Below are 20,593 nucleotides of genomic sequence, written 5' to 3'. Positions count from 1 at the left end.
GGGCGCCATCCCCAGGCGTCCCGCTCCGTTGCCGTGGCGCACCGCCGCCCGGACAAACAGCCCCAATTGAAATGGTCACCATGTCGGAAAAACCTGATCTCCGTACTACCACCAGCCGGCGCACCGCCTGGGCAGTAGCAGCAGCCCTCGCAATCCTGGCCGCCCTTGTCTCCACGGTTGTCCGGATCGAGGGGTCGAGCGCCAAAGTGCGCGCAGAAGAGGCCCTTCGGAATGTTGCTATAGCACAGTCCGCATCCAAGGATGCGGCGGGCGTTTATGCCTCCTATTGGCTGACTGGCGGTGACCCCAGCCTCTCTGCCGTCCATCCGGTCCAGGCGGAAGGGGTAGCGGACTTGAGGAGCATCAGTTGTGACAATGGTTGGGTTGCGGCTGCCCGGGTTGACGGCGAAATCTACATGCGGTCAAACCTCGACGAAGGCGCTGTTGCCGCAGGAGCCGGGGACCTCCGCCGGCCAGGGTGCGTCACTGATGAGGCCCTCCGGCAAATGCTCGCCGACGTTGGCCTGCAGGAACAGCTCACCGGGCCAAAGGCAGCGGCTGACCGGCCGCCGAATTCATCGAAGTACCGCCCCAGCTACCACATCACTCCCGAACGCAATTGGATGAACGATCCGCAACGGCCCTTTTACCTCAATGGGCTCTGGCACTACTACTACCTGTACAACGCCGACTATCCGGACGGAAACGGGACCGAGTGGTACCACCTCACCAGTGAAGACCTTCTGACCTGGAAGGACGAAGGGGTGGCCATTGAGAAGTACAAAAACGGGCTGGGTGACATTGAGACCGGCAGCACGGTGGTGGACCACGGGAACACAGCCGGTTTCGGCCACGGCGCCGTCATCTCCCTGTTGACCCAGCAGGACCAGGGCGTCCAGCGCCAGTCACTGTTTTACTCAACCGACGGCGGGTACACCTTCACCCCGTACAAGGGCAATCCCGTGATGGACAACCCCGGAGCGGAGCACTGGCGGGACCCGAAAATTGTCTGGGACGGGGAACGCAGCCAGTGGCTCATGGTCCTTGCCGAGGGCCACAAGATCGGCATGTACACCTCCTCCGATCTCAAGGAATGGCACTACGCGTCGGGTTTCGAACGGACCGGCCTGGGGACACTGGAGTGCCCTGACCTCTTCCACTTGGACGTGGACGGCGATCCCGGCAAGAGAACCTGGGTCCTCGCGGCAAGTGCCAACGGAACAGAAGAGGGCAGAACCACCGGCGTCGCCTATTGGACCGGCAACTGGGACGGAACCCAGTTCACGCCCCGGGACGGGAACCACCAGTGGATGGACGCCGGCTCCGACTTCTACGCAGCCGTGACGTGGGACGACCCCCGGCTCACGGAAGGCCAGAAGATGCAGTCCAGGAAGGCCATCGGGTGGATGAACAACTGGGACTATGCCCGCAAACTCCCAACCGGGGACTGGCACGGCGGCATGGACACCCTCATCCGGGACGTCCGCCTCAAAACCGTCCAGGGCCGCCCCACCCTGGTCTCCACTCCGGCAAAAACCTTGCGCCGGCTTGAGGGCGAAGCCTTGGGTCTCCAAGGAGCCACACCGGACGGCACGAAGCACCTTCCGGCCTCCCAAGGAGGCTCATACCGACTGGACGCGACGCTTGGACCCCCGGGGCCCGAGGACCAGCCTGAGGCGCGGATCCACCTGGAAAGCGGCGGCTCTGCCTTTGCGACCCTCGGTTACAACTTCCGGGACGGCGCCGTCTTCCTGGACCGGCAACAGCCTCCCGATGTGGACCTGGGCCCGCTCTTCACCGAGAGGCGGACCGTGGCCGCCCCAACGAAGGACGGCCTTGTGAAGCTGACCGTCTTTGTTGACTACTCTTCCGTCGAAGTGTTCATCAACGACGGAGAGCAAACACTGACCTCGCTCGTTTTCCCCCGTTCGGAAGAGCACGCCGTCAGGGTTGCCACGGACAAGGGGACGCTTCCCCTTAAATCCCTCGACTACACGCCCCTGTCCCCGGCCCGCTAGGTTGCCACTGCACAGGTTCTCCTCACCCTACCCAGGGCCTCCCGCAACACGTTAGGGTTCCAGCATGGACATCATCCTGGTACCCGGTTTCTGGTTGGATGCCTCTTCATGGCAGGAGGTGGTTCCGACGCTCGAGGCGGCGGGACACCGGCCGCATCCGCTCACGCTGCCCGGACTTGAATCCGTCGACGCGGACCGGGCGGGCATCAGCCTGCAGGACCACATCGACTTTGTGGTTGCCGCCATTGACGCGCTTGAGGGCAAGGTGGTCCTGGTGGGCCACTCCGGGGGCGGCGCCATCATCCACGGCGCGCTGGACGCGCGCCCCAACCGGGTGGAACGCGCCATCTACGTGGACAGCGGCCCGCTGGGTGAAGGCGACGTGATCAACAATGAACTGCCGGCCGACGGCAACGACATTCCGCTGCCGCCGTGGGACGGCTTCGAGGACGCCGACCTCATTGACCTCGACGACGGACTGCGGAAAGCATTCCGCGCACGTGCAATCCCGCAACCCAAGGGAGTGGCCTACGGCAAGCAGCACCTGCACGACACCCGCCGGTACGACGTCCCCGCCACAGTGATTGCGTGCGAGTTCCCCTCCTCGCTGCTGCGCGAATGGATCGACGCCGGCCACCCCTTTGTTGCCGAACTGGCGCGGGTCAGTGACGTGGAGTTCGTGGACCTTCCCACCGGACACTGGCCCCAGTTCACCAAGCCGGCGGAACTTGCCCAGGCAATCCTCGCAGCAGTGGACCGGACGGGCCAGCCCGCCGGGCGGTAAGGACGCACCGCCAACCCAACCACGCAGAAGGTTTTCCCAAACCCTTGCGCCGGAGCAGCACCGTCTTCATAATAAATGAATGCCATTCATTTATTCTTCCGCCGCCGTCCCGGCTGCCGCACCTGCATTCACGCTGGAGGCAGCCCCCGCCCGCATGCCGGCTGAGTGGGAAACCCACCAGCGCACCTGGATGGCCTTTCCGCCGCCCAACGACACCTTCGGCCCGACCGGCAGCCCTGCCCTGGACCGGGCCCGTGCGGCCTGGTCCAGCGTTGCGCGCACCATCAGCCGCTATGAGCCGGTGACCGTGCTGGCCGATCCCCGTGACGCATCAGCTGCCAGGGAGTGGCTCGGGGAGGGCATCACCGTAGTCGAAATTCCGCTCGACGACGCCTGGCTCCGGGACAGCGGGCCTACCTTCACCCGCCGTCCGGACGGTACCGTGGCCGCCGTCGACTGGACGTTCAACGGCTGGGGCGCACAGCACTGGGCGCAATGGAGCAAGGACCGGCACGTGGGCCGGTCTGTCGCGGCGCAGGCCGGGGTACCGGTCCTTCCGAGTTCGCTGGTTAATGAGGGCGGAGGCTTCCACGTGGACGGGGAGGGGACGGTCCTCCTCACGGAAACGGTGCAGCTGGACCCGCGACGGAATCCAGGCGCCACCAAGGATTCCGTTGAAGCTGAAATCCACGCCGCCCTGGGATCCGCCAAGGCCATCTGGCTGCCCCGCGGGCTCACCCGCGACTACGGTGAATTCGGCACCCGCGGGCATGTGGACATCGTGGCTGCCTTCGCCGGACCCGGCACTGTCCTGCTGCACCGCCAGGACAATCCCGCCCACCCCGACTACGAGGTCTACCGGGAGCTCCATGCCGTCCTTGCGGGGCAGACGGACGCCCAGGGCCGGCCGCTGCGCATCATCGACGTTCCCGCACCCACCGCCCTTGAGGACGGGGAGGGGTTCGTGGACTGGTCCTACATCAACCATTACGTGGCCAATGATGCAGTAGTGCTCTGCGGCTTTGACGACCCGAACGACGCCGTTGCGGCAGGAATCCTCGAACGGGCCTATCCGGGACGCACCGTAGAACTGGTGGACGCGCGGGACATCTTCGCGTTTGGCGGCGGCATCCACTGCATCACCCAGCAGCAGCCGGTGCCAGCCCGGCGGCAGGACGCAGCAGCATGAGCCCGTTCAATGTGGTGGAAGCGGGAATCAGCCAGCTCCGCGAAGCACTGGAAGCCGGGCAGGTCTCCAGTGAGGAACTGGTCCGCGAGTACCTGCAGCGGATCGAGGCGTACGACAGGTCCGGCATCCGGCTGAACTCAATGGTGGTCATGAACCCCCAGGCCCTTGCGGAGGCAAGGGCGTCCGACCAACGGCGCGCGGGGAACTCCACCTTGGGCCCCCTGGACGGCATCCCCTACACCGCCAAGGACAGCTACCAGGTGGCCGGACTGACGGTGGCGGCCGGGTCCCCGGCCTTCAAGGACCTGGTGGCCCGGCGCGATGCCTTCACCATCGAGCGGCTGCGGTCCGGCGGGGCGGTCCTGATCGGACTTACCAACATGCCGCCCATGGCCAACGGCGGGATGCAGCGCGGTGTCTACGGCCGGGCGGAAAGTCCTTATAACGCGGACTACCTGACCGCGGCGTTTGCCTCCGGCTCCTCAAACGGTTCCGGAACCGCCACCGCTGCCAGCTTCGCCGCCTTCGGCCTCGCAGAGGAAACCTGGTCCTCGGGCCGGGCGCCGGCGTCGAACAATGCGCTCTGCGCCTACACTCCCTCCCGCGGCGTGATCTCGGTTCGCGGCAACTGGCCGCTGGTTCCCACCATGGACGTGGTGGTTCCGCACGCCCGCACCATGGATGACCTCCTGGAAGTACTGGACGTGGTGGTGGCTGACGACGCCGAAACCCGCGGCGACTTCTGGCGGATGCAGCCATGGGTTGACCTGCCGAAAGCGTCCGAGGTGCGCCCCGCCTCCTATCTGGAACTGGCCATACCGGACCCCGCAGCTGCGGCGAACGTCCTGGCAGGCAAGCGCCTGGGCGTTCCGCGGATGTACGTCAACGCCGATCCGGAGGCCGGCACGGCTCCCGCCCCCGGCATCGGCGGGCCCACCGGGCAGCGCATCCGGACCAGGGCTTCCATCATGGATCTGTGGGATGCCGCCCGGCGCGGCCTGGAGGCGGCAGGGGCGGACGTGGTGGACGTGGACTTCCCGGCAGTAACCAACTACGAAGGGGACCGGCCAGGCGCGCCCACCATCGCCACGAGGGGCCTGGTGCCCCCCGAATACCTCCGGAGGGAAATCGTGGACCTCCCGGCCTGGGCCTGGCATGACTTCCTGGATGCCAATGGGGACCCGAACCTTTCCCGGCTGTCTGACGTGGACGGCGCCAGCATCTTCCCCGCCCCGGACGGCTCGCTGCCGGACCGGTACCACGGGTTTGAGGACGACATCAGCGATTATCCGGCGTGGATTCGGGACAACGGGGTGCCTGTCCTGTCCGGGATACCCCAGCTGGCGGAGGGGCTCCGCGGGCTTGAGGAAACACGCCGGATTGACCTGGAGGAGTGGATGGACGGCCTGGCCCTTGATGCGGTGGTGTTTCCGGCCGCCGCGGATGTTGGCCCCGCCGACGCGGACCGCAACGAGCACTCGGCGGGGCTTGCCTGGCGCAACGGCGTCTGGGTGTCCAACGGCAACCTGGTCCCGCGGCACCTGGGCATCCCCACGGTGACGGTCCCCATGGGGCTGGCCGCGGACATCGCCATGCCGGTGGGGCTGACCTTTGCCGGGAGGGCCTACGGCGACACCGGACTGCTGCATCTTGCGGCTGCTTTCGAAGCCACCGGCAGCCGCCGTGTGCCGCCGCCCCGGACCAGCTCCGTGGGGGTTCCCCAGCCGGGCGCGCAGGGAACGGACGCTCCTTGACAGCCTGATTGTTAGCGCTGACAGTGGAGGGAGCCTTTTGCACCTCCGACCGGAAAGCCGACTCAATGAAGAACTGGGCAGGGAACCTCGAGTACGCCTCAACGGAGGTCCGTCAGCCGTCGTCAGTGGAAGAACTCGCGGGCATCGTGGCGGGGGCCCGCCGGGTCAAAGCCCTGGGGTCACGCCACTCATTCAACCGCGTGGGGGACACCGACGGCGTTCACGTGCTCCTGGACGCCCTGCCCCAGAGGATCGAACTGGACCCGGAACGCCAAACCGTCCGGGTCAGCGGCGGGGTCAGCTACGGAACGCTGTGCCGCTCCCTGGAACAGTCCGGCGTCGCCATCCACAACCTGGCGTCCCTTCCCCACATTTCCGTGGCAGGCGCTGTCCAGACCGGAACGCACGGATCCGGCGTGGGCAACCAGTCGCTGGCCGGCGCCGTGGAATCGATCGACCTGGTGCGGCCCTCCGGTGAACAGGTGTCCCTCTCCCGCGCTGACGGTGATGAATTCCTGGCCAGCGTGGTGGGCCTCGGTGCCCTGGGCATCATCACCGGCCTGGAACTCTCCGTCCGGCCGAGCTTCCGCATGCGCCAGCGTGTCCTGGAGGATCTGCCGTGGGACCGCGCGCTGGCCAATTTCACGGAGATCGTGTCCAGCGCCTACAGCGTCAGCCTTTTCACGGACTACGCCGGCGGTTCCGTCAGCCAGGTGTGGCTGAAGGCACTGGATTCGGAACCGCCGCTGGGCGGGCTTTTCGGAGCCAGGGCCGCCAGCAGCCCCAGGCACCCGCTGCCTGACATGTCCGCCGAGAACTGCACGCTCCAACTGGACGAGCCAGGCCAGTGGCTGGACCGCCTGCCGCATTTCCGCCACGAGTTCACCCCCAGCAAGGGCGAGGAGCTGCAAAGCGAATTCATCCTGCCCCTGGAGCACGCCCCGGCGGCCATTGAGGCAGTCCGCGGCCTCGCGGACAAGCTCGCGCCGCTGCTGTTTGTGTCCGAGATCCGCACCGGCGCCGCCGATGAATTCTGGCTCAGCCCCTTCTACCGGCAGCAGAGCGTGGCCCTGCACTTCACGTGGAAGCCGCTGCAGCCAGAGGTGGAGGCGGTCCTGCCGGAACTCGAGGAAGTGCTGCGGCCCTTTGGAGCCCGGCCGCACTGGGGCAAGCTCTTCTCCCCCACGGGCTACGACTGGGAATTGCTCTACCCGCGCTTCGCCGACTTCCGCTCGCTGGCATCGGCCCACGATCCCGGCGGGAAGTTCCGGAACGGCCTGCTGGACAGCGTCCTGGGCGTGCCAGCGCCAAGCGGACGCTGATCCGCTACCCGGCTTCGCTCAGGATCCTGCGAGAAGGTGCCGTTCCGGCGCGGGTTTGCGCGGAGCCGATAGGCTGGGTTGATGAAACGCCGCCTTGCCGCCCTGTCCGCCGCTCCCCTGCTCCTGCTCCTCGCCGGCTGTGGTGCCGTTGAGGAGGCTGCCGGCAATGCTGCCAGTGACGCCGCCTCGAAGGTGGCGTCCGCAGGCGCCGCGGAAGTGAGAAGGCAGGTCTGCGCAGTGGTGCAGGACGGCCTGGTCAGCGTGGAGGACAAGCAGGCGCTGGCGGGCCTGGTCTCCGCCGCCCGCACGGCGGGAGTCCCCGCAGAAATTACGACGCCGTTGGGCCAGATCGCCGCGGCGGGAGACGAAGTGCCGGGCGAGTCCGTCCAGGCACTCAAGGACGCCTGCGCCGCTTAGCCGCCCCGCCGGCGTCGAGCACCACCTCACAGGCACGGTTACTTCCGCGCCGCAAAGGTAATGCCCCGTAAGATAATCAGCCGCGTTAAAGGCGGGGCTGGTCCACGCCGCGGAGGCTGGTGCCGCGTCCGCCCTGGGGGCGCCGCACAGTGCGGTGTTCCGGCGCGGCAAACGGGACGACGTCATGGTCCCGGTCCGCAGGCAGGGCACGCACAAACTTTGCCAGTTCCCCGCTGAGGACCTTCCAGTCGATGCTTGGATCATCCGGGTAGGCGTTGATTTCGGCACGGCGGGCAGCCTCAAGGGCAGCAGCGCCGGATTCCGTTAATTCAACCTTGAACTGGCGCCTGTCCGTGGACTGGCGGGTCCTGGTGATATGTCCGGCACCTTCGAGCCGGATCAGTACGCGTCCCAGGGTCTGGCTCTGGACGCGGATGGCCTCCGCGAGCTGTTCCTGGTTAAGGGGCCCCGCGGCAAGTCCTTCCAGTGCTATGACGGCAGCCCTCGTGAGGCCCAAGTGCGCCAGGGCATCGTCCTGCCGCCTTTGCACCAGCCGGGCTGCCACCGTAATCAACCGGTAGCTGGTCCGGGCATCTGGATCAAGATTGCTGGTCATCGGGCCGTGGCCTTCCTGTGGGTGGCGAAGTGCAGGGTGTGATCACCTCTTTTTGCGTCGCTACATTCTCTACAATAAGCATGCTTAGCATCAGATTCGCAAGTAGGCTTACTATCGCCGGCTGCCAAAGCCCCCGCCCCATGGCCATTTATTCGGCAGCCCCTTGCATTCCAAAAGGGAAGTGTGCTTAGTATCTAATTAGTAACCATGCTTACTACTAGCCAGCACTGCTGGTTCTTGATCGCCAGCTAACCCTTCACGAAAGAGAGCCCGATGACAGAGAACCAATGGCCCCAGACATCCAGCCCTGCTACCACCGATCCTTTCGGCACACCGGAACCAGGGGTTGACGAAGGCTTCGGCACGTCGCCGGCTGCGGGTTCCGCCGGAGGCTCCAGGAGCCAGGCGGCGAAGGAAGAAGCTTCGCACGTCGCCGGCGAGGCCGCCTCCGCAGCCCAAGGCGTTGCCCAGACGGCCAAGGAGGAAGCCGCCCACGTGGCCTCCGAGGCGAAGTCCAGTGCACAGGATCTGTTGCACCAGGCCAAGTCGGGCCTGACCAGCCAGGCCGGGACCCAGCAGCAGAAGGCCGCGGAGGGCATCCGCACCATCTCCAGCCAGCTGCACAGCATGGCCGACGCACCGGACCAGCAGGGCGTGGCAAGCGACCTGATCCGGCAGGCAGCCAGCAGCACCGAAACCGTAGCCTCCTGGCTTGAGAACAGGGAGCCCGGCGACCTGCTCGGCGAAGTCCAGAAGTTCGCCCGCAACCGCCCCGGCACGTTCCTGCTGATCGCCGCCGGCGCCGGTGTCCTGGCAGGACGCCTCACCCGCGGCCTCACCGCCGGCACCACCGATTCCCAGGGCGCGGTCTCCCAGGGCGGAACCTACGGCGCGGCGTCGCAGCGCTCCGTGCAGCCCCAGCCGGTTGCCCCCATCCACCAGGAGACCGTGTACGCGGCCGGCACTGATGATCTCTTCGACGAGCCGGTGGTGGGGACGCGCGCACCCGTTTCAACCTCAACCCTGCCCGCGGGAACTGCAGAGGACACACCCCTCCGGTACGAGGATGACCCCTTCCGCGATGAGGACGGCAGCTACCGCACTGCCGACGGCACGTACCGGTCAACGGAAGGACGCCAGCTGTGAGTAGTTCTATTCCGGAGATGCCGCCGAGTGCGGCGCACCAGAAGGCTGATAACGCCTCGCTGGGTGAGCTGCTCGGGGACGTGACCCGCGACCTGTCCACGCTGATGCGCCAGGAAGTGGAGCTCGCCAAGGCCGAACTGAAACAATCCGCCACCAAGGCCGGGAAGGGCTCGGGCATGCTCGGCGGGGCAGGGGTGGCCGGGCACTTCGTGCTCGTCTTCCTGTCCCTGGCCCTGATGTTCGCCCTCGGCGCCCTGATGCCCCTGGGCTGGGCCGCCGTGATCGTCGCCGTGATCTGGGGCATCATCGCCGCAGTCCTGGCCTCGATGGGGCGCAAGGAACTCAAACAGATCAAGGGCCTGCCCCAGACAGGCGAGACACTCTCTGAAATTCCCCCAACCCTAAAACCAGGTGAGGTAAACCGATGAGCGATAACCCGGACGCAATCCGATCAGACATAGAAGCCACCCGCGCACGCCTGGGCACCAACGTTGACGCCGTGGCGGACAAAGTCACCCCGTCCAACATCGTCCACCGCCAAACCGACAAAGTAAAAGACGCGGTCACCGGCGTGAAGGAGAAAATCATGGGAGCAGCAGACCACACCACCACCCGCGCCGCGGACACGATGCACACCGGCGCCGGGCACACCACCGACGCCCTGCACTCCACCGGAGACACCCTGCACGGGGCCAAAGACACCGCCGCGGCCAAACTCAGCGACGCCGGCACCGCGATCTCCAACACCCCGGACCAGGTCAAAGCCAAAACCCAGGGCAACCCCCTCGCCGCCGGCCTGATCGCCTTCGGCGCCGGAATGCTCATCTCCTCCCTGATCCCGGCCAGCCAAAAGGAACGCGAAGCGGCCCAGCAGCTCAAAACCGCCGCCGAACCCCTCGCCACCCAGGTCACCGACGCCGCCAAGGACATGGTCCAAGACCTCAAGGAACCAGCCCAGGAAGCCATGGAAAACGTCAAAGCCACCGCCACCGACGCCGCCCAAAACGTCAAAACCGAAGGCCAGCACGCCGCCACCGACGTCAAAGACCGCGCCGCAGACGCTGCAGACCACGTCAAAACCACAGGCCAGAACACCTAAATTGTCTGGATAGGAAAACAGGCCGGCTCCTCTCGGAGCCGGCCTGTTGCTGTTAACGCTGTCAGTACTGCCCGCACGGCAGGCGCCGGTCAGGCCCCCTGCCCATAGGGCCAACCAGGCTAGCGCTTGCCCTTCTTCCGGGAGCCTTTGCCGCGGCCCTTGTCCGGGTTGGGCGCGTACCGCTGGGCTACCTTGGGCGCCTTCTTGGCTCCGGTGCCGCGCCGGTCCGGCTTGGGTTCCTTCTTCGCCTTGACCGGCTGGGCCGAGGGCTGGCGGGAGCTTTGGGCGGTCCGGCCGCGCACGATCCCGACGAATTCCTCGATCACTTCGTCCGTGGAATCCGCGGGCCACACCAACGCGATTTCCGTTCCCGGCGCACCTGTCAGCCGCCGGGCCACAGTGTCCTTGACGTTGAAGTGCCGGGCAACGGACATCGGCAGGATCACCAGGCCCGCCCCCGAGGCCACCACCTGCAGTGCGGCTTCCGGGCCGCCCATGGCGGCGACGTCCAGGAAAGTTTCTTCACCGAGGTCCGCCAGTGCCACTTCCTCAAAGACCGAAATCTCGTGGCCCTTGGGCGCCACCACCACCGGCTGCTCCTCATAGAGCGGAATGACATTGAGGCCCTCGCGCTCCACCGGAAGCCGGACGAAGCTCAGGTCCGCCGAACCGTCACGGAGCACGGAAACCTGCGCGCCGTCGTCGGACATAAACGATTCCAGCGGGATATCCAGCACGCGCTCTTCCCAGCGGCGGATCCACTTCCCGGGCGTCACGCCTGCCACGTAGGCGAACCGGAGCACGCGGGGTGCCTCCTGCTCCGGAGATTCGGCGGGGGCAGGGCTTGGGGGGATGTTGTCGGAGGGCACGTCTTCACAGTACCGTCCGCCCGGATACCCTTGAAGCATGACCTCTGCTAACTCCCAGTCCATGAAGCCGGCCACCGTTGCCAAGAAACTTGGCATCTATCTGCCCGCAACGCCGCAGGAGTTCCAGGATTCAACCATCACGCGGGCCGAGTTCGCCGAGCTCCAGGCCAACCCGCCGGAGTGGCTCGCCGAGCTGCGCCGCAACGGCCCCCACCCCCGCCCGGTGGTGGCGCAAAAGCTGAACGTTTCCATCAGCGGGCTGGCCCGCGGCGGCGTTGAGGAAGCGCTGACGACGGCGGAAATCACCGCGCTGCTGCAGGCTCCCCCGCAGTGGCTGGTCAGCGAGCGCGCCACGCATGCCGCCGTCCGCGCCGAGGCCCAGCGCGTGAAGGAAGAATCGGCCAAGAAGGAAGCCAAGAAGGCCCGCGCCAAGGCCGAATAGCCGCCTGAACCCAGGCTTGTCCGCGGATCCAAACCATGATGGTCCGGATCCGCGGACAAGCCTCTGTTAGTCCCCGGTTGTTTCCCGGGAAGCTCAGTCCTGGTGCAGCTGGACGAAGTTGCCGCAGCCGTCGTCGAACACGGCGCTGATCCCGGAAGGGTCCTCCGTGGGCCCGCTCTTGAAGGTGACCCCGGCGGCCACCAGTCGCTCGTACTCAGCCTGCACATCCGGGACGCCGAACACGATGGCCGGGAGCCCGGCGTCGTGCACGGCATTCATGTACGTGGCCCCGATCGGGTTGTCGCTGGGCTCCAGCAGCAGCCCTACGGACCCGTTGTCCGCGCCGGGGTCCTTGATGATGTACAGGTTGTACTCCGGCATGGCCATCAGTGTCTCGAAACCCAGGGTTTCTGTGTAGAAAGCGTGGGCGGCGGCCGGGTCCTTGACGTGGATGCTGCACATTTTGAGTCTCATGGTCCCACGGTACGGTGCCCTGCCCCCGGGCAGAAGGGACTTCCGGCGGTCGCACGGAACCCCGCGCCCCGGGCCATTGACCCGGGGGCCGGAAAACGTTGGAATGGAAGGACCACCCGGGCTGTTTGCCCGGGCCTTCAATGCCGGAGGTGCAAGGTGCCAGACATGGTGGAAGCCGCAGTGCAGGGGCTGCTGCAGGGGGCAGGGGCGGTGGTTTTGTGCGGCCTGGTGCTGGTGGCCAGCGTGGCGGCCACAGTCTTTGTCATCCGGCGCCGTGCTCTCGCCGCGGGTAACGAGACAGCAGAGCGGCAGGACCAGCTTTTCTGGGATCTGTTCCTTGGCTCGTCCGTGGCTGTTCCCGCCTTGTTGATCCCGGCGTTCATCTCGCCATGGGCAGGACTCTTCCTTGGCGGCGCGGGGGTGGCTGCCGGTGTGGCTGCATACAGGGGCAGCCCGCGGTACCTGGCGTGGCGCAGCGGCCGGCGCGCGTCCGTGCAGCAGGCGGCGGCGCATCAGGATGCACAGGCGCGCCACGATGAACTGATCGCGCGTTGGCGCCGGTACGAGCTGGATCCGGCCTGCACGATCGATTACCCGGCGCTGACCGACGTCCGGACACCGGAAACCTCGGCCCTCATCAAGGCCATGCGCCAGGCTGAGGCGCTGCGCGTAGTCCCCCACCAGGGGTACCCCGACGCCGTCACCAGCCTCGGTGCCACCCTCGCGGCCGCGGAGCGGGCGGCAGGCATTCCGGCGGAGCAGGCATAGGGCAGGACGTTACCCGTTGTGTCGCTGCCGTGGAACGGCGTGCGCAGCGGCGATAGCATCCGAGGATGGATCCTCAGGAATTGCCAACCCGTGACCAGTTCGGCCGGCTGCTGGAAGACCGTGGGGTCTGGCGGCAGGCCACCACGCTCGCGGCCGCGGGCGAATTGACCGCCCGGTGGCTGGAGGGGGCCAGCCAGTACCAGCCGGGCACCTTCGCCCCCGGCTTCGACGACGAAACCCGGCCCCTTGCCGCGGCCCTTGCCGAGCTCAACCGCAACGGGCTTTTCACCAAGGAGTCCCAGCCCGGCATCAGGACCGGACCGGCGGCGCAGCGCGAGTATGTGACCGGGTTCTGCTCCCCCGCGGCTGCCACAGCCCTGCTCGCGCTCTCCACCCGCACGGAGCTGGTGACGGTTGCGCATGCGCCCGGGGAAGCCAGCAACGCGGCGATACCGGTGACCCTGGCAGGGACAGAGGTCACCACCGTGCTCGGGTCAAGCGAAAATCCCGTGGCGGAAGAGCAGGTACAGGACTGGGCGGACGAAACCAACGAAGCCCTGGCCCTGCTGCTCTCCGACTCCTGGTACGTGGAGATCTTCGATCCCGTGTGGGGACGGAATGACCTCCTGCTGCCGGAGGTCCTCGCCGCGCTGCAGGGTGTGGAGCTGGACTAAAGCTCCACGGTGCCGCTCTCGCCGACGCTCATCCGGCTGTTGGTGACCTTGGACTTCACCCACTGGAACACCGTGGCGGCCGTTCCGCCGGGGCTGGTCCAGTACTCGGCGGAGTCGGAGTCGATGCGGAGCAGGCACACCTCGGGGGTGTCCGGGCCGTCCGGGAACCAGGCCTCCACTGCCTGGTTCCACATTTCACGGATCCTGTCCCGGTCCGTCACCACCTCGGCGGTGCCCGCGACGGAAACCCACTCGGTGTTCTTGCCGAAGGAAACGTTCACGCGCGGGTCAGCCCGGACGTGCGCAACCTGTGAGGTGCTGAGGCCCGTGAAGAACCACATGTCGCCGTCGTCCTTAACTTCCTGGACGGCCAGCGGCCGGCTGACCAGCGCGCCTTCTTCGTTGATGGTGGTCAACATTCCGATGTGGGAATGGTTGATGATGTCCGTAACCTTGCTGATGCTCCCGGTGTCAGTCATGTCTCACCTCGTTCGTCTGCTTGCGGGGACGCTCCCCATCGCCAGCCTATTGGTAAGCATGCTTATATTCCAGCCGGTCCGGCACCGGGGAAGGGGCCGCCTATTCCTTTACCGCCCCGGCGGTGCTGTTCATGATCCGCTTCTGGAAGATGAAGAACACGATCGCCACCGGCACGGTCATCAGCAGGGCCGCCGCAAGTTTGAGCGGATACTGGGTTCCCTGGCTCAGCTGCCCGGATGCGAGCTGTGCCACGCCCTTGGTCAGGGTGGTCAGCTCCGGGCTTTGGGTGGAGACGATGAAGTGGTTGAGCTCGTTCCAGGAACCCTGGAAGCTCAGGATCACGATGGTCATCAGCGCGGGCATGGACATGGGCAGCACGATGGACCAGAAGGTCCTGAATACCCCGGCACCGTCGATCCTGGCCTGCTCCTCGATGGAAGCCGGAACCGATTCAAAGAAGTTCTTCATGATGAACACCCCCGCGGCGTCCGCCAGGAGGGGCAGGACCATGCCTGAGTAGGAGTCGTACATGCCCAGCTGGTTGAGCACCAGGAATTTGGGGATCAGCAGGACTACCCCCGGCACCGCCATGACGCCCACCAGGATGGCGAACACCGTGGCACGGCCCCGGAACTGCAGCCGGGCAAGGGCATAGCCCGCCAGGGAATCGAAGAACACCCGGCCTGCGGTGACCAGGACGGTGACGATCAGCGAGTTCATGGTCCACGACGGGAAGTCGGAATTGGCGAACAGCGCGGTGTAGGCGGCCCCGGACCAGGTGGTCGGCAGCAGGCCAAGCGGGTTCGCCGCCGCCTCCGGCTCGGTCTTGAAGCTGGTGGCCAGCTGGACCAGGAACGGAAAGGTGTACGCCAGGGCCAGGGCCACAAGCAGCCCGTAGGCTACCCAGCCACCTGTGAAGCGGCGGCGGGCACGTACGGCGGGTGCCGGCGTCGTGCTGCGAATGTCCGGCCTGGGCCGGGTCTGGATACTCATCGTGCACTGTCCTTATCCCGCAGCAGCCAGCGCTGGACCAGCGCGAAGACCACGATGATGCCAAAGAGGATGAAGCTGATGGCCGCGCCCTGGCCCCACTGCTGGTTGTTGAACGCTGAATTGAAGCTGAGGTATGCGGGGGTGAGCGTTGTTTTGGAAGGGCCGCCCTGGGTTCCCACGTAGATCTGGTCGAAGACCTGCCAGCAGCCGATCAGGCCCAGGGTGAGGACCGTGAACAGCGTGGGCTTGAGCATGGGCAGGGTAACAAACCAGAACCGTTGCCAGCCGGTTGCTCCGTCCACCAGCGCTGCTTCCTGGACTTCGGAGCCCAGTCCCTGCAGCGCCGCGATGAACAGCAGCATAAAGGTTCCGGATGTTGTGAAGACCGCCATCAGGATGAAGGCCGACATCGCAACGGACGGCCCGGACAACCACTCCCACCAGCCGATGCCCAGGAACTGCCCGCCGGTGGCGGCGGGCCCCGCAATGCCGACGGCGGAGAGCAGCAGGTGCAGCACCCCGCGGGGATCCTGGAACCAGTTTGGCCCCTGGACGCCCACGAAACTGAGCACCTTGTTGACCACGCCCGTTGCACTGAAGAGGAACAGCCACAGCACCGTGATGGCCACCGAACTGGTAACGGACGGAAAATAGAAGGCCGTCCGGAACAGGCCGCGGCCCCGCAGTACCTGCCGGTTGACCAGCACGGCCAGGAACAGGCTCATGGCCGTCTGCAGTGGCACCACCAGCAGGACGTAATAGGCGTTGTTGCGCAGCGCCGTTCCGAAGTCCTTTTCCGCGAGTCCGCCGCCGGCAATGATGGCCTGGTAGTTCTCCGCCCCCACGAAACCCACGTTCGGGCCGAAGGGGCTCCCCCGTCCGGTCCAGTCGGAGACGCTGACCCAGGCGGCCATCACCACGGGGACCAGAAGGAACAGGCCAAGGATCAGCACCACGGGCGCCACAAAGATCCAGCCGGCCAGCGCCTGCCTGCCGTGGATTCCTGCTGCGTGTGCTGCACGGGCCGCCACCGCTACTTTGCCCCCTCAAGGACAGGCTCCAGCGAACCCTGGGTGGAGTCGAGGATGGCCTTGGGCTCCTTGTCCTTCAGCTGCTCGAGCTGGGCGTTGAAGTCCGCCAGGACATCAGCCGCACCCTGCTGCAAGGGGGTCGTCTGGGCGTAGTCTGCACCTGCCATGAAGGGTGCCAGCGCCGGGAAAGCCGCGGTCCACTCCGCGCGGGCGGACTTGATGGACGGCATCACGCCGAAGGCCTGGGAGAACGCCAGCTGGTTTTCCTTGCTGGTCAGCTGCTCCACGAGTTTGCGGGCAGCGTCCTTGTTCTTGCTGTCCGCTGCGATGCCCCAGCAGTTGGTGAAGGTCAGGGTCCCCTTGCCGCCAGGCCCCTCGGGCAGTTCAGCCACCTGATAGTTGACGGCTGGGTAGTCCTTGTCCAAGGCGCCCTGGATCCAGTTGCCCTCGATCACCATGGCGGCCTGGCCCTTGCCGAAGGCCTCGCCGCCCCAGCCTGCGCCAAGGTCGGAGCTGAACTTGGCCACGCCGTCGTTCATCATCTTCTTGACGAAACCCAGCGCCGCAACGTTCTCTTCGCTGTTGGCAACCGCCTGGCCGTCCTTGACCAGGCCGCCGCCGGCCTGCGCAAAGAAGGCGCCCACGCGCTGGTACTCGGGGCCGAAGGCCAGGCCCACGGTGCCGCCCTGGGTCAATTTGGCGGCTGCGGCTGCGAGCTGCTCCCACGTCTTTGGCACATCCGCTTCGGTCAGCCCGGCCTGCTTCCACAGGTCCTGGTTAATGACCAGCCCCAGCGTGGAAAAGTCCTTGGGTGCGCAGTAGAGCTTCCCGTCGTAGGTGAAGGCCTCGGTCAGGGCCGGATAGAAATCGCCCTTGTTGGCCAGGTCATCCCCGTACGGCTCGAGCGAGCCGTTGCCCGCGTAGTTGGCCAGCTGGTCCGCTGAGACGTAGAAGACGTCGGCCGGTTTGCCGGAGGCGAAGCCCTGGCTGAGCTGCTGCGGCAGGTCGGAGGCGACGTTGACCGTGGCTTCCTTTCCGGCGCCGGCGGCCCAGTCAGCCACAGCCGTTTTCACGGCGGTGGATTCCGCTTCCCCGGAGGAGGCAATGAGGACGTTCAGCGGGCCGCCAGCGTCAGGCGCTTCCGAACGGTCCGTCCCGCCGGCGCTGAAACCTGAGCCGCAGCCAACCAGCGCGAGGGTGGCAAGGGCGGTCACGGCGCCGGCCAGGATGCGGGATGCCTTCTGTTTTTGGGCAGGGTGTAGTGCAGTCATCATTGTCTGATCCTTAGTTGGGGGTTGTTGTGGCTGGAAAAGCTAGTGGTTGAACGGTTGGAGGTCCCGGAGTTCAAGCCTGGGGCGCAGCAGCACGTGCTGCGGTTCTGCCGTCGCGCTGTTCAGGTGGCCAAGCAGCAGCCGCATGACTTCGGCAGCCGCGGATTCCACAGGCTGGGACACGCTGGAAAGTCCGACGGCGGCGGCCACGGGGGTGTTGTCGAAGCCGACCACCGCCGAGGCCAGGGCGGGCTGGTCCGACTGCCGCAGGTAGGCGCTGGCGCCCAGGGCAAGGCTGTCGCTGGCGCAGACGAAGGCGGTGGCTCCCTTGCCCAGCAGGGTGGCTGCACCCGAGGAACCGCTGGCTGCGGTGTCCTCGCCTGCGTAGATGAGCGGTGCGGGGTCTTCCGTGCCGAAATGGGCCGTCATCGCCTCGAGCCACCCGGCGCGCCGGTCCCCGCCCACACCGGAACCGTTCGGCCAGCCGATGTAGCCGATCCTCCGGTGCCCGGCGGCAATGAGGTGTTCCGTGGCTTCGCGTGTCCCGCTGCGGCCGTCGACATCGACCCACGAATGCCCGGCGTCGGACACATCCCGGCCTGAATCCCAGGGCCGCCCGAATGCGACAAACGGAATACCCCGCTGGGCAAGCCAGGCGGCCCGCTGGTCACCGTGGTGGGTGGCTGTGAGGATGAAGCCGTCCAGGTCCGCCTCGGTGACCAGTTCCTCGTAGCGGCTGATCTCCTCCTCGTCCGAGTCCGCACAGTAGAGGGTCACGCGGTAGCCGTGGCTGTGGGCAGCCTCGGTCAGCCCGTACAGGAAGCCCGTCAGCACCGTACCGCTGATGCCGTTGCCTGCCGGCTGCAGCCGCATGCCCACGTTTTTGGACACATGGTTGCGCAACTGGCGGGCAGCAGCGTTGGGCCGGTAGCCGCTTTCCTCGATGGCCCTGGCCACCCGGATGCGCGTCTCTTCCTTGACCCGGTGCGGGGCGTTCAACACGTTGGAGATCGTTTGCCGGGAAACCCCGAGCTGGTTGGCGAGGTCCACAATAGTCACCCGTGACGCCATAGCCGATCTCCTTTGAGTTCTGTCCCCGGCTTCTGGGTCCTTGTGGGAAAGCGTGCCGGGGGATGTTGCAATCTCTGCTGATGTCATAAACAATATGAACGTTCAAATCCCCTGTCAATCTTTTGCGCGTGCCTACCAGCGAAATTTTTTGAACGATCAAATTTCAGGCCGCCTCCCACCCTTCCAGGAGCTTCCCCGTGACCCATCAGCCCTTCATGCACGATCTGTCCGGAGTCTTTGCCGCACCAGTGCAGGCCTGGTCCGAGGCGGACGGCCAGATCAGGGGCACCGAGGCCCAGGGCATCTACTGCTCCGATGAGCGCGTCGTCTCCGCCGTCCTGCTGACCGTTGAGGGCGTGGAGCCCCGGTGGGTTTCAACCCAGACCCACGGGGCGGACACGGTGGGTTACCTGAGCTTCATCCGCACGGACCCCAGCATCGCGGACCCGCTGGTGTCGCTGCGCCGGACGCGTTCGGCGGACGGGGCCGGCGTCAGCGAGTCGATCGAGATCGTCTCCGCCCTGTCCAGCCCGGCTACGTTTGCCGTCGAGATCCGCATGACCTCCGATAACACTCCTTTGGAAAAGATCAAACAGGGGCAGTACTCGACGGACCTGCCGCAGGTCCGCACGGACGGATGGCAGTGGCGGGACGGACATACGCACCTGCAGCTGGCATTCACCGGCTCCCCCACTCTCCACGCGGACAAGGCCGAAGTCACCGCAACGTGGCTGGTCACCGTGCCTGCCGGCGGCAGCACCGAGGTCTCGTGGCGCCTGGAAGCCCATGATTCTGCCGCTCCCATGATCGCGCCGCGCACTCGCGAGCTGGCAGTACCGGAGCTGTCCGGGCCGGCGGAGGAGGCACCACAGGACCACGGCAGTGCCGACATCGCCCGGTTGCTGCACCACGCCGTCAGCGACCTCAATGGCCTGCGGATGGCTGACCGGGAATCGCCGGATGACACGTTCCTGGCCGCCGGTGCCCCCTGGTTCTTCACCATGTTCGGCCGTGATTCCCTGATTGCCGCACGCATGCTGCTCCCCATCGACACAACCCTCGCAGCCGGTACGCTCCGGGCACTGGCGCAGCGCCAGGGTGTCCAGGCGGATACCGCCACTGCCGAACAGCCGGGCAAGATCCTGCATGAGGTCCGGCGCGTCACCAATACCGTCACCCTGGACGGCAAGGTTTCCCTCCCGCCGGTCTATTACGGAACGATCGATGCCACCCCGCTGTGGATCATGTTGCTGCACGAGGCGTGGCAGGCAGGCATGCCGGAGGACGAGGTGCGGGACCTGATGCCGCACCTGGTGCGCGCGCTTGGCTGGCTCCGGGACCACGCCGACTCGGACGGCGACGGCTTCCTGGAATACCTGGATACCTCGGGCCACGGACTGGCCAACCAGGGATGGAAGGACAGCGGCGACTCCATCCGATGGCACAACGGCAGCCTGGCGGAGGGCTCTATCGCACTGTGTGAGGTGCAGGGGTACGCATACGCGGCTGCCCTCGCCGGCGCCGACCTGCTGGAGGCCTTCGGGGAAGGCGAGGACATTGCCGAGGCGGTGGAATGGCGCACGTATGCGGAGGCAATGAGCGAACGCTTTCGGGCAAAGTTCTGGTGCGAAGACGAAAGCGGGCGGTATCCGGCGATTGCACTGGACGCGGCAAAGAACCCGGTGGACGGTATCGCCAGCAATATGGGGCACCTGCTGGGGACCGGAATCCTGGATGCCGAGGAAACGGACATCGTGGTCCGCCGACTGATGGACCCGTCCATGTACTCCGGGTACGGCATCCGGACCATCTCCACCACCAACGCCGCCTACTGGCCCACCAGGTACCACGCGGGGTCGGTGTGGACGCACGACAGCGCGATGATCCTCAGCGGCCTGCTGGCCGAGGGATATTTCGAGGAGGCGCGCAAGCTGGCGGGCGGGCTGCTCCGGGCGGCACAGGGATTCAACTGGCGCCTTCCCGAGCTATTTGCCGGCCACGGCGCCGCGGACACGTGGCCCCCGGTTCCGTACCCTGCCTCCTGCCGCCCCCAGGCCTGGGCTGCGGCTTCCGCCGTCCCGGTTGCCCAGGCGCTGGGGTATCTGGACCCCGAGGCCTTCGACAGCACCGTGGCAGACGTTCCATTGGAGCCAGCCATGGTGTGAGGGCCGCCCT

21 protein-coding genes are annotated in these 20,593 nt (G+C 66.4%); 13 read left to right on the top strand and 8 right to left on the bottom strand.

Annotation, left to right across the window (positions count from 1 at the left end; genetic code table 11):
* Window positions 1-80: 80 nt before the first annotated feature.
* The 6 genes from KTR40_RS00275 to KTR40_RS00250 all read left to right on the top strand — a co-directional run bounded on the left by KTR40_RS00275 (window position 81) and on the right by KTR40_RS00250 (window position 7,484).
* Window positions 81-2,018: a glycoside hydrolase family 32 protein gene (locus KTR40_RS00275; RefSeq protein WP_228404860.1), complete on the top strand. Its 1,938-nt coding sequence runs from the start codon at window positions 81-83 to the stop codon at window positions 2,016-2,018.
* 64 nt (window positions 2,019-2,082) lie between these two features.
* Window positions 2,083-2,802: an alpha/beta fold hydrolase gene (locus tag KTR40_RS00270; RefSeq protein ID WP_228404858.1), complete on the top strand. Its 720-nt coding sequence runs from the start codon at window positions 2,083-2,085 to the stop codon at window positions 2,800-2,802.
* Between the two features lie 79 nt (window positions 2,803-2,881).
* Window positions 2,882-3,991 carry an agmatine/peptidylarginine deiminase gene (locus tag KTR40_RS00265; protein WP_228404856.1) on the top strand — a complete coding sequence of 370 codons (1,110 nt, stop codon included), beginning with the start codon at window positions 2,882-2,884 and terminating at the stop codon, window positions 3,989-3,991.
* Window positions 3,988-5,745 carry an amidase gene (locus KTR40_RS00260; RefSeq protein ID WP_228404854.1) on the top strand — a complete coding sequence of 586 codons (1,758 nt, stop codon included), beginning with the start codon at window positions 3,988-3,990 and terminating at the stop codon, window positions 5,743-5,745. Before KTR40_RS00265 ends, KTR40_RS00260 begins: the two co-directional genes overlap by 4 nt.
* Before the next feature lie 65 nt (window positions 5,746-5,810).
* Window positions 5,811-7,067, top strand: coding sequence for an FAD-binding protein (locus KTR40_RS00255; RefSeq protein WP_228404852.1), 1,257 nt, complete (start codon window positions 5,811-5,813; stop codon window positions 7,065-7,067).
* 81 nt (window positions 7,068-7,148) lie between these two features.
* Window positions 7,149-7,484, top strand: a complete 336-nt coding sequence (locus KTR40_RS00250; RefSeq protein ID WP_228404850.1) for a hypothetical protein — start codon at window positions 7,149-7,151, stop codon at window positions 7,482-7,484.
* A gap of 85 nt (window positions 7,485-7,569) precedes the next feature.
* On the opposite strand, the gene KTR40_RS00245 is transcribed toward KTR40_RS00250, so the two are convergent.
* A complete protein-coding gene (locus tag KTR40_RS00245; RefSeq protein WP_139027290.1) occupies window positions 7,570-8,100 on the bottom strand; it encodes a MarR family winged helix-turn-helix transcriptional regulator in 531 nt (176 codons plus the stop codon).
* Window positions 8,101-8,373: 273 nt separating this feature from the next.
* Between KTR40_RS00245 and KTR40_RS00240 the strand changes: the two genes are divergently transcribed.
* The 3 genes from KTR40_RS00240 to KTR40_RS00230 are packed head-to-tail and all read left to right on the top strand — an operon-like array spanning window position 8,374 to window position 10,345.
* The gene (locus KTR40_RS00240; RefSeq protein WP_228404848.1) at window positions 8,374-9,246 is read left to right on the top strand and encodes a hypothetical protein; all 873 of its coding nucleotides are present in this window, start codon (window positions 8,374-8,376) and stop codon (window positions 9,244-9,246) included.
* A gap of 17 nt (window positions 9,247-9,263) precedes the next feature.
* The gene (locus KTR40_RS00235) at window positions 9,264-9,674 is read left to right on the top strand and encodes a phage holin family protein (RefSeq protein ID WP_139031218.1); all 411 of its coding nucleotides are present in this window, start codon (window positions 9,264-9,266) and stop codon (window positions 9,672-9,674) included.
* Window positions 9,671-10,345 (top strand): DUF3618 domain-containing protein, encoded by a 675-nt coding sequence (locus KTR40_RS00230; RefSeq protein ID WP_228404846.1) that lies wholly within the window; start codon window positions 9,671-9,673, stop codon window positions 10,343-10,345. The genes KTR40_RS00235 and KTR40_RS00230 overlap by 4 nt, the downstream gene beginning before the upstream one ends.
* Before the next feature lie 119 nt (window positions 10,346-10,464).
* Here KTR40_RS00230 and KTR40_RS00225 read toward each other — a convergent pair whose 3' ends face one another.
* Window positions 10,465-11,289: a LysR substrate-binding domain-containing protein gene (locus KTR40_RS00225; protein WP_228404844.1), complete on the bottom strand. Its 825-nt coding sequence runs from the start codon at window positions 11,287-11,289 to the stop codon at window positions 10,465-10,467.
* On the opposite strand from KTR40_RS00225, the gene KTR40_RS00220 reads away from it, so the two are divergent.
* A complete protein-coding gene (locus KTR40_RS00220; RefSeq protein WP_139027285.1) occupies window positions 11,252-11,656 on the top strand; it encodes a DUF5997 family protein in 405 nt (134 codons plus the stop codon). The two genes, KTR40_RS00225 and KTR40_RS00220, sit on opposite strands and share 38 nt — an antisense overlap.
* Window positions 11,657-11,749: 93 nt before the next feature.
* Here the strand turns inward: KTR40_RS00220 and KTR40_RS00215 are convergent, their stop codons facing one another.
* The gene (locus KTR40_RS00215) at window positions 11,750-12,130 is read right to left on the bottom strand and encodes a VOC family protein (protein ID WP_228404842.1); all 381 of its coding nucleotides are present in this window, start codon (window positions 12,128-12,130) and stop codon (window positions 11,750-11,752) included.
* A 165-nt stretch (window positions 12,131-12,295) separates the two neighbouring features.
* Here KTR40_RS00215 and KTR40_RS00210 point away from each other — a divergent pair, with 165 nt between their 5' ends.
* Both KTR40_RS00210 and KTR40_RS00205 read left to right on the top strand, forming a co-directional pair.
* Window positions 12,296-12,898, top strand: coding sequence for a hypothetical protein (locus KTR40_RS00210; protein WP_139027283.1), 603 nt, complete (start codon window positions 12,296-12,298; stop codon window positions 12,896-12,898).
* A 65-nt stretch (window positions 12,899-12,963) separates the two neighbouring features.
* Entirely contained in the window at window positions 12,964-13,572 is a 609-nt protein-coding gene (locus KTR40_RS00205; protein ID WP_228404841.1) for a hypothetical protein, read from the top strand.
* On the opposite strand, the gene KTR40_RS00200 is transcribed toward KTR40_RS00205, so the two are convergent.
* The 5 genes from KTR40_RS00200 to KTR40_RS00180 form a co-directional block, all read right to left on the bottom strand.
* Complete coding sequence (locus tag KTR40_RS00200) at window positions 13,569-14,051, bottom strand: pyridoxamine 5'-phosphate oxidase family protein (protein WP_228404839.1); 483 nt, start codon at window positions 14,049-14,051, stop codon at window positions 13,569-13,571. The genes KTR40_RS00205 and KTR40_RS00200 overlap by 4 nt on opposite strands.
* Window positions 14,052-14,151: 100 nt before the next feature.
* Window positions 14,152-15,045 carry a carbohydrate ABC transporter permease gene (locus KTR40_RS00195; protein ID WP_228404837.1) on the bottom strand — a complete coding sequence of 298 codons (894 nt, stop codon included), beginning with the start codon at window positions 15,043-15,045 and terminating at the stop codon, window positions 14,152-14,154.
* The gene (locus KTR40_RS00190; protein WP_228404835.1) at window positions 15,042-16,076 is read right to left on the bottom strand and encodes a carbohydrate ABC transporter permease; all 1,035 of its coding nucleotides are present in this window, start codon (window positions 16,074-16,076) and stop codon (window positions 15,042-15,044) included. Before KTR40_RS00190 ends, KTR40_RS00195 begins: the two co-directional genes overlap by 4 nt.
* Before the next feature lie 2 nt (window positions 16,077-16,078).
* Window positions 16,079-17,350, bottom strand: a complete 1,272-nt coding sequence (locus KTR40_RS00185) for an extracellular solute-binding protein (RefSeq protein ID WP_228404833.1) — start codon at window positions 17,348-17,350, stop codon at window positions 16,079-16,081.
* 39 nt (window positions 17,351-17,389) lie between these two features.
* Complete coding sequence (locus tag KTR40_RS00180) at window positions 17,390-18,418, bottom strand: LacI family DNA-binding transcriptional regulator (protein ID WP_139027277.1); 1,029 nt, start codon at window positions 18,416-18,418, stop codon at window positions 17,390-17,392.
* A gap of 197 nt (window positions 18,419-18,615) precedes the next feature.
* Here KTR40_RS00180 and KTR40_RS00175 point away from each other — a divergent pair, with 197 nt between their 5' ends.
* Window positions 18,616-20,583, top strand: a complete 1,968-nt coding sequence (locus KTR40_RS00175) for a glycogen debranching N-terminal domain-containing protein (RefSeq protein WP_228404832.1) — start codon at window positions 18,616-18,618, stop codon at window positions 20,581-20,583.
* The last annotated feature ends 10 nt before the right edge of the window (window positions 20,584-20,593 follow it).

Origin of the sequence: Pseudarthrobacter sp. L1SW, from assembly GCF_020809045.1 — a bacterium.
Taxonomy (GTDB): domain Bacteria; phylum Actinomycetota; class Actinomycetes; order Actinomycetales; family Micrococcaceae; genus Arthrobacter.
Note: the sequence above shows the minus strand (reverse complement) of the source record. Positions and strands in the feature narration are given on the sequence as shown.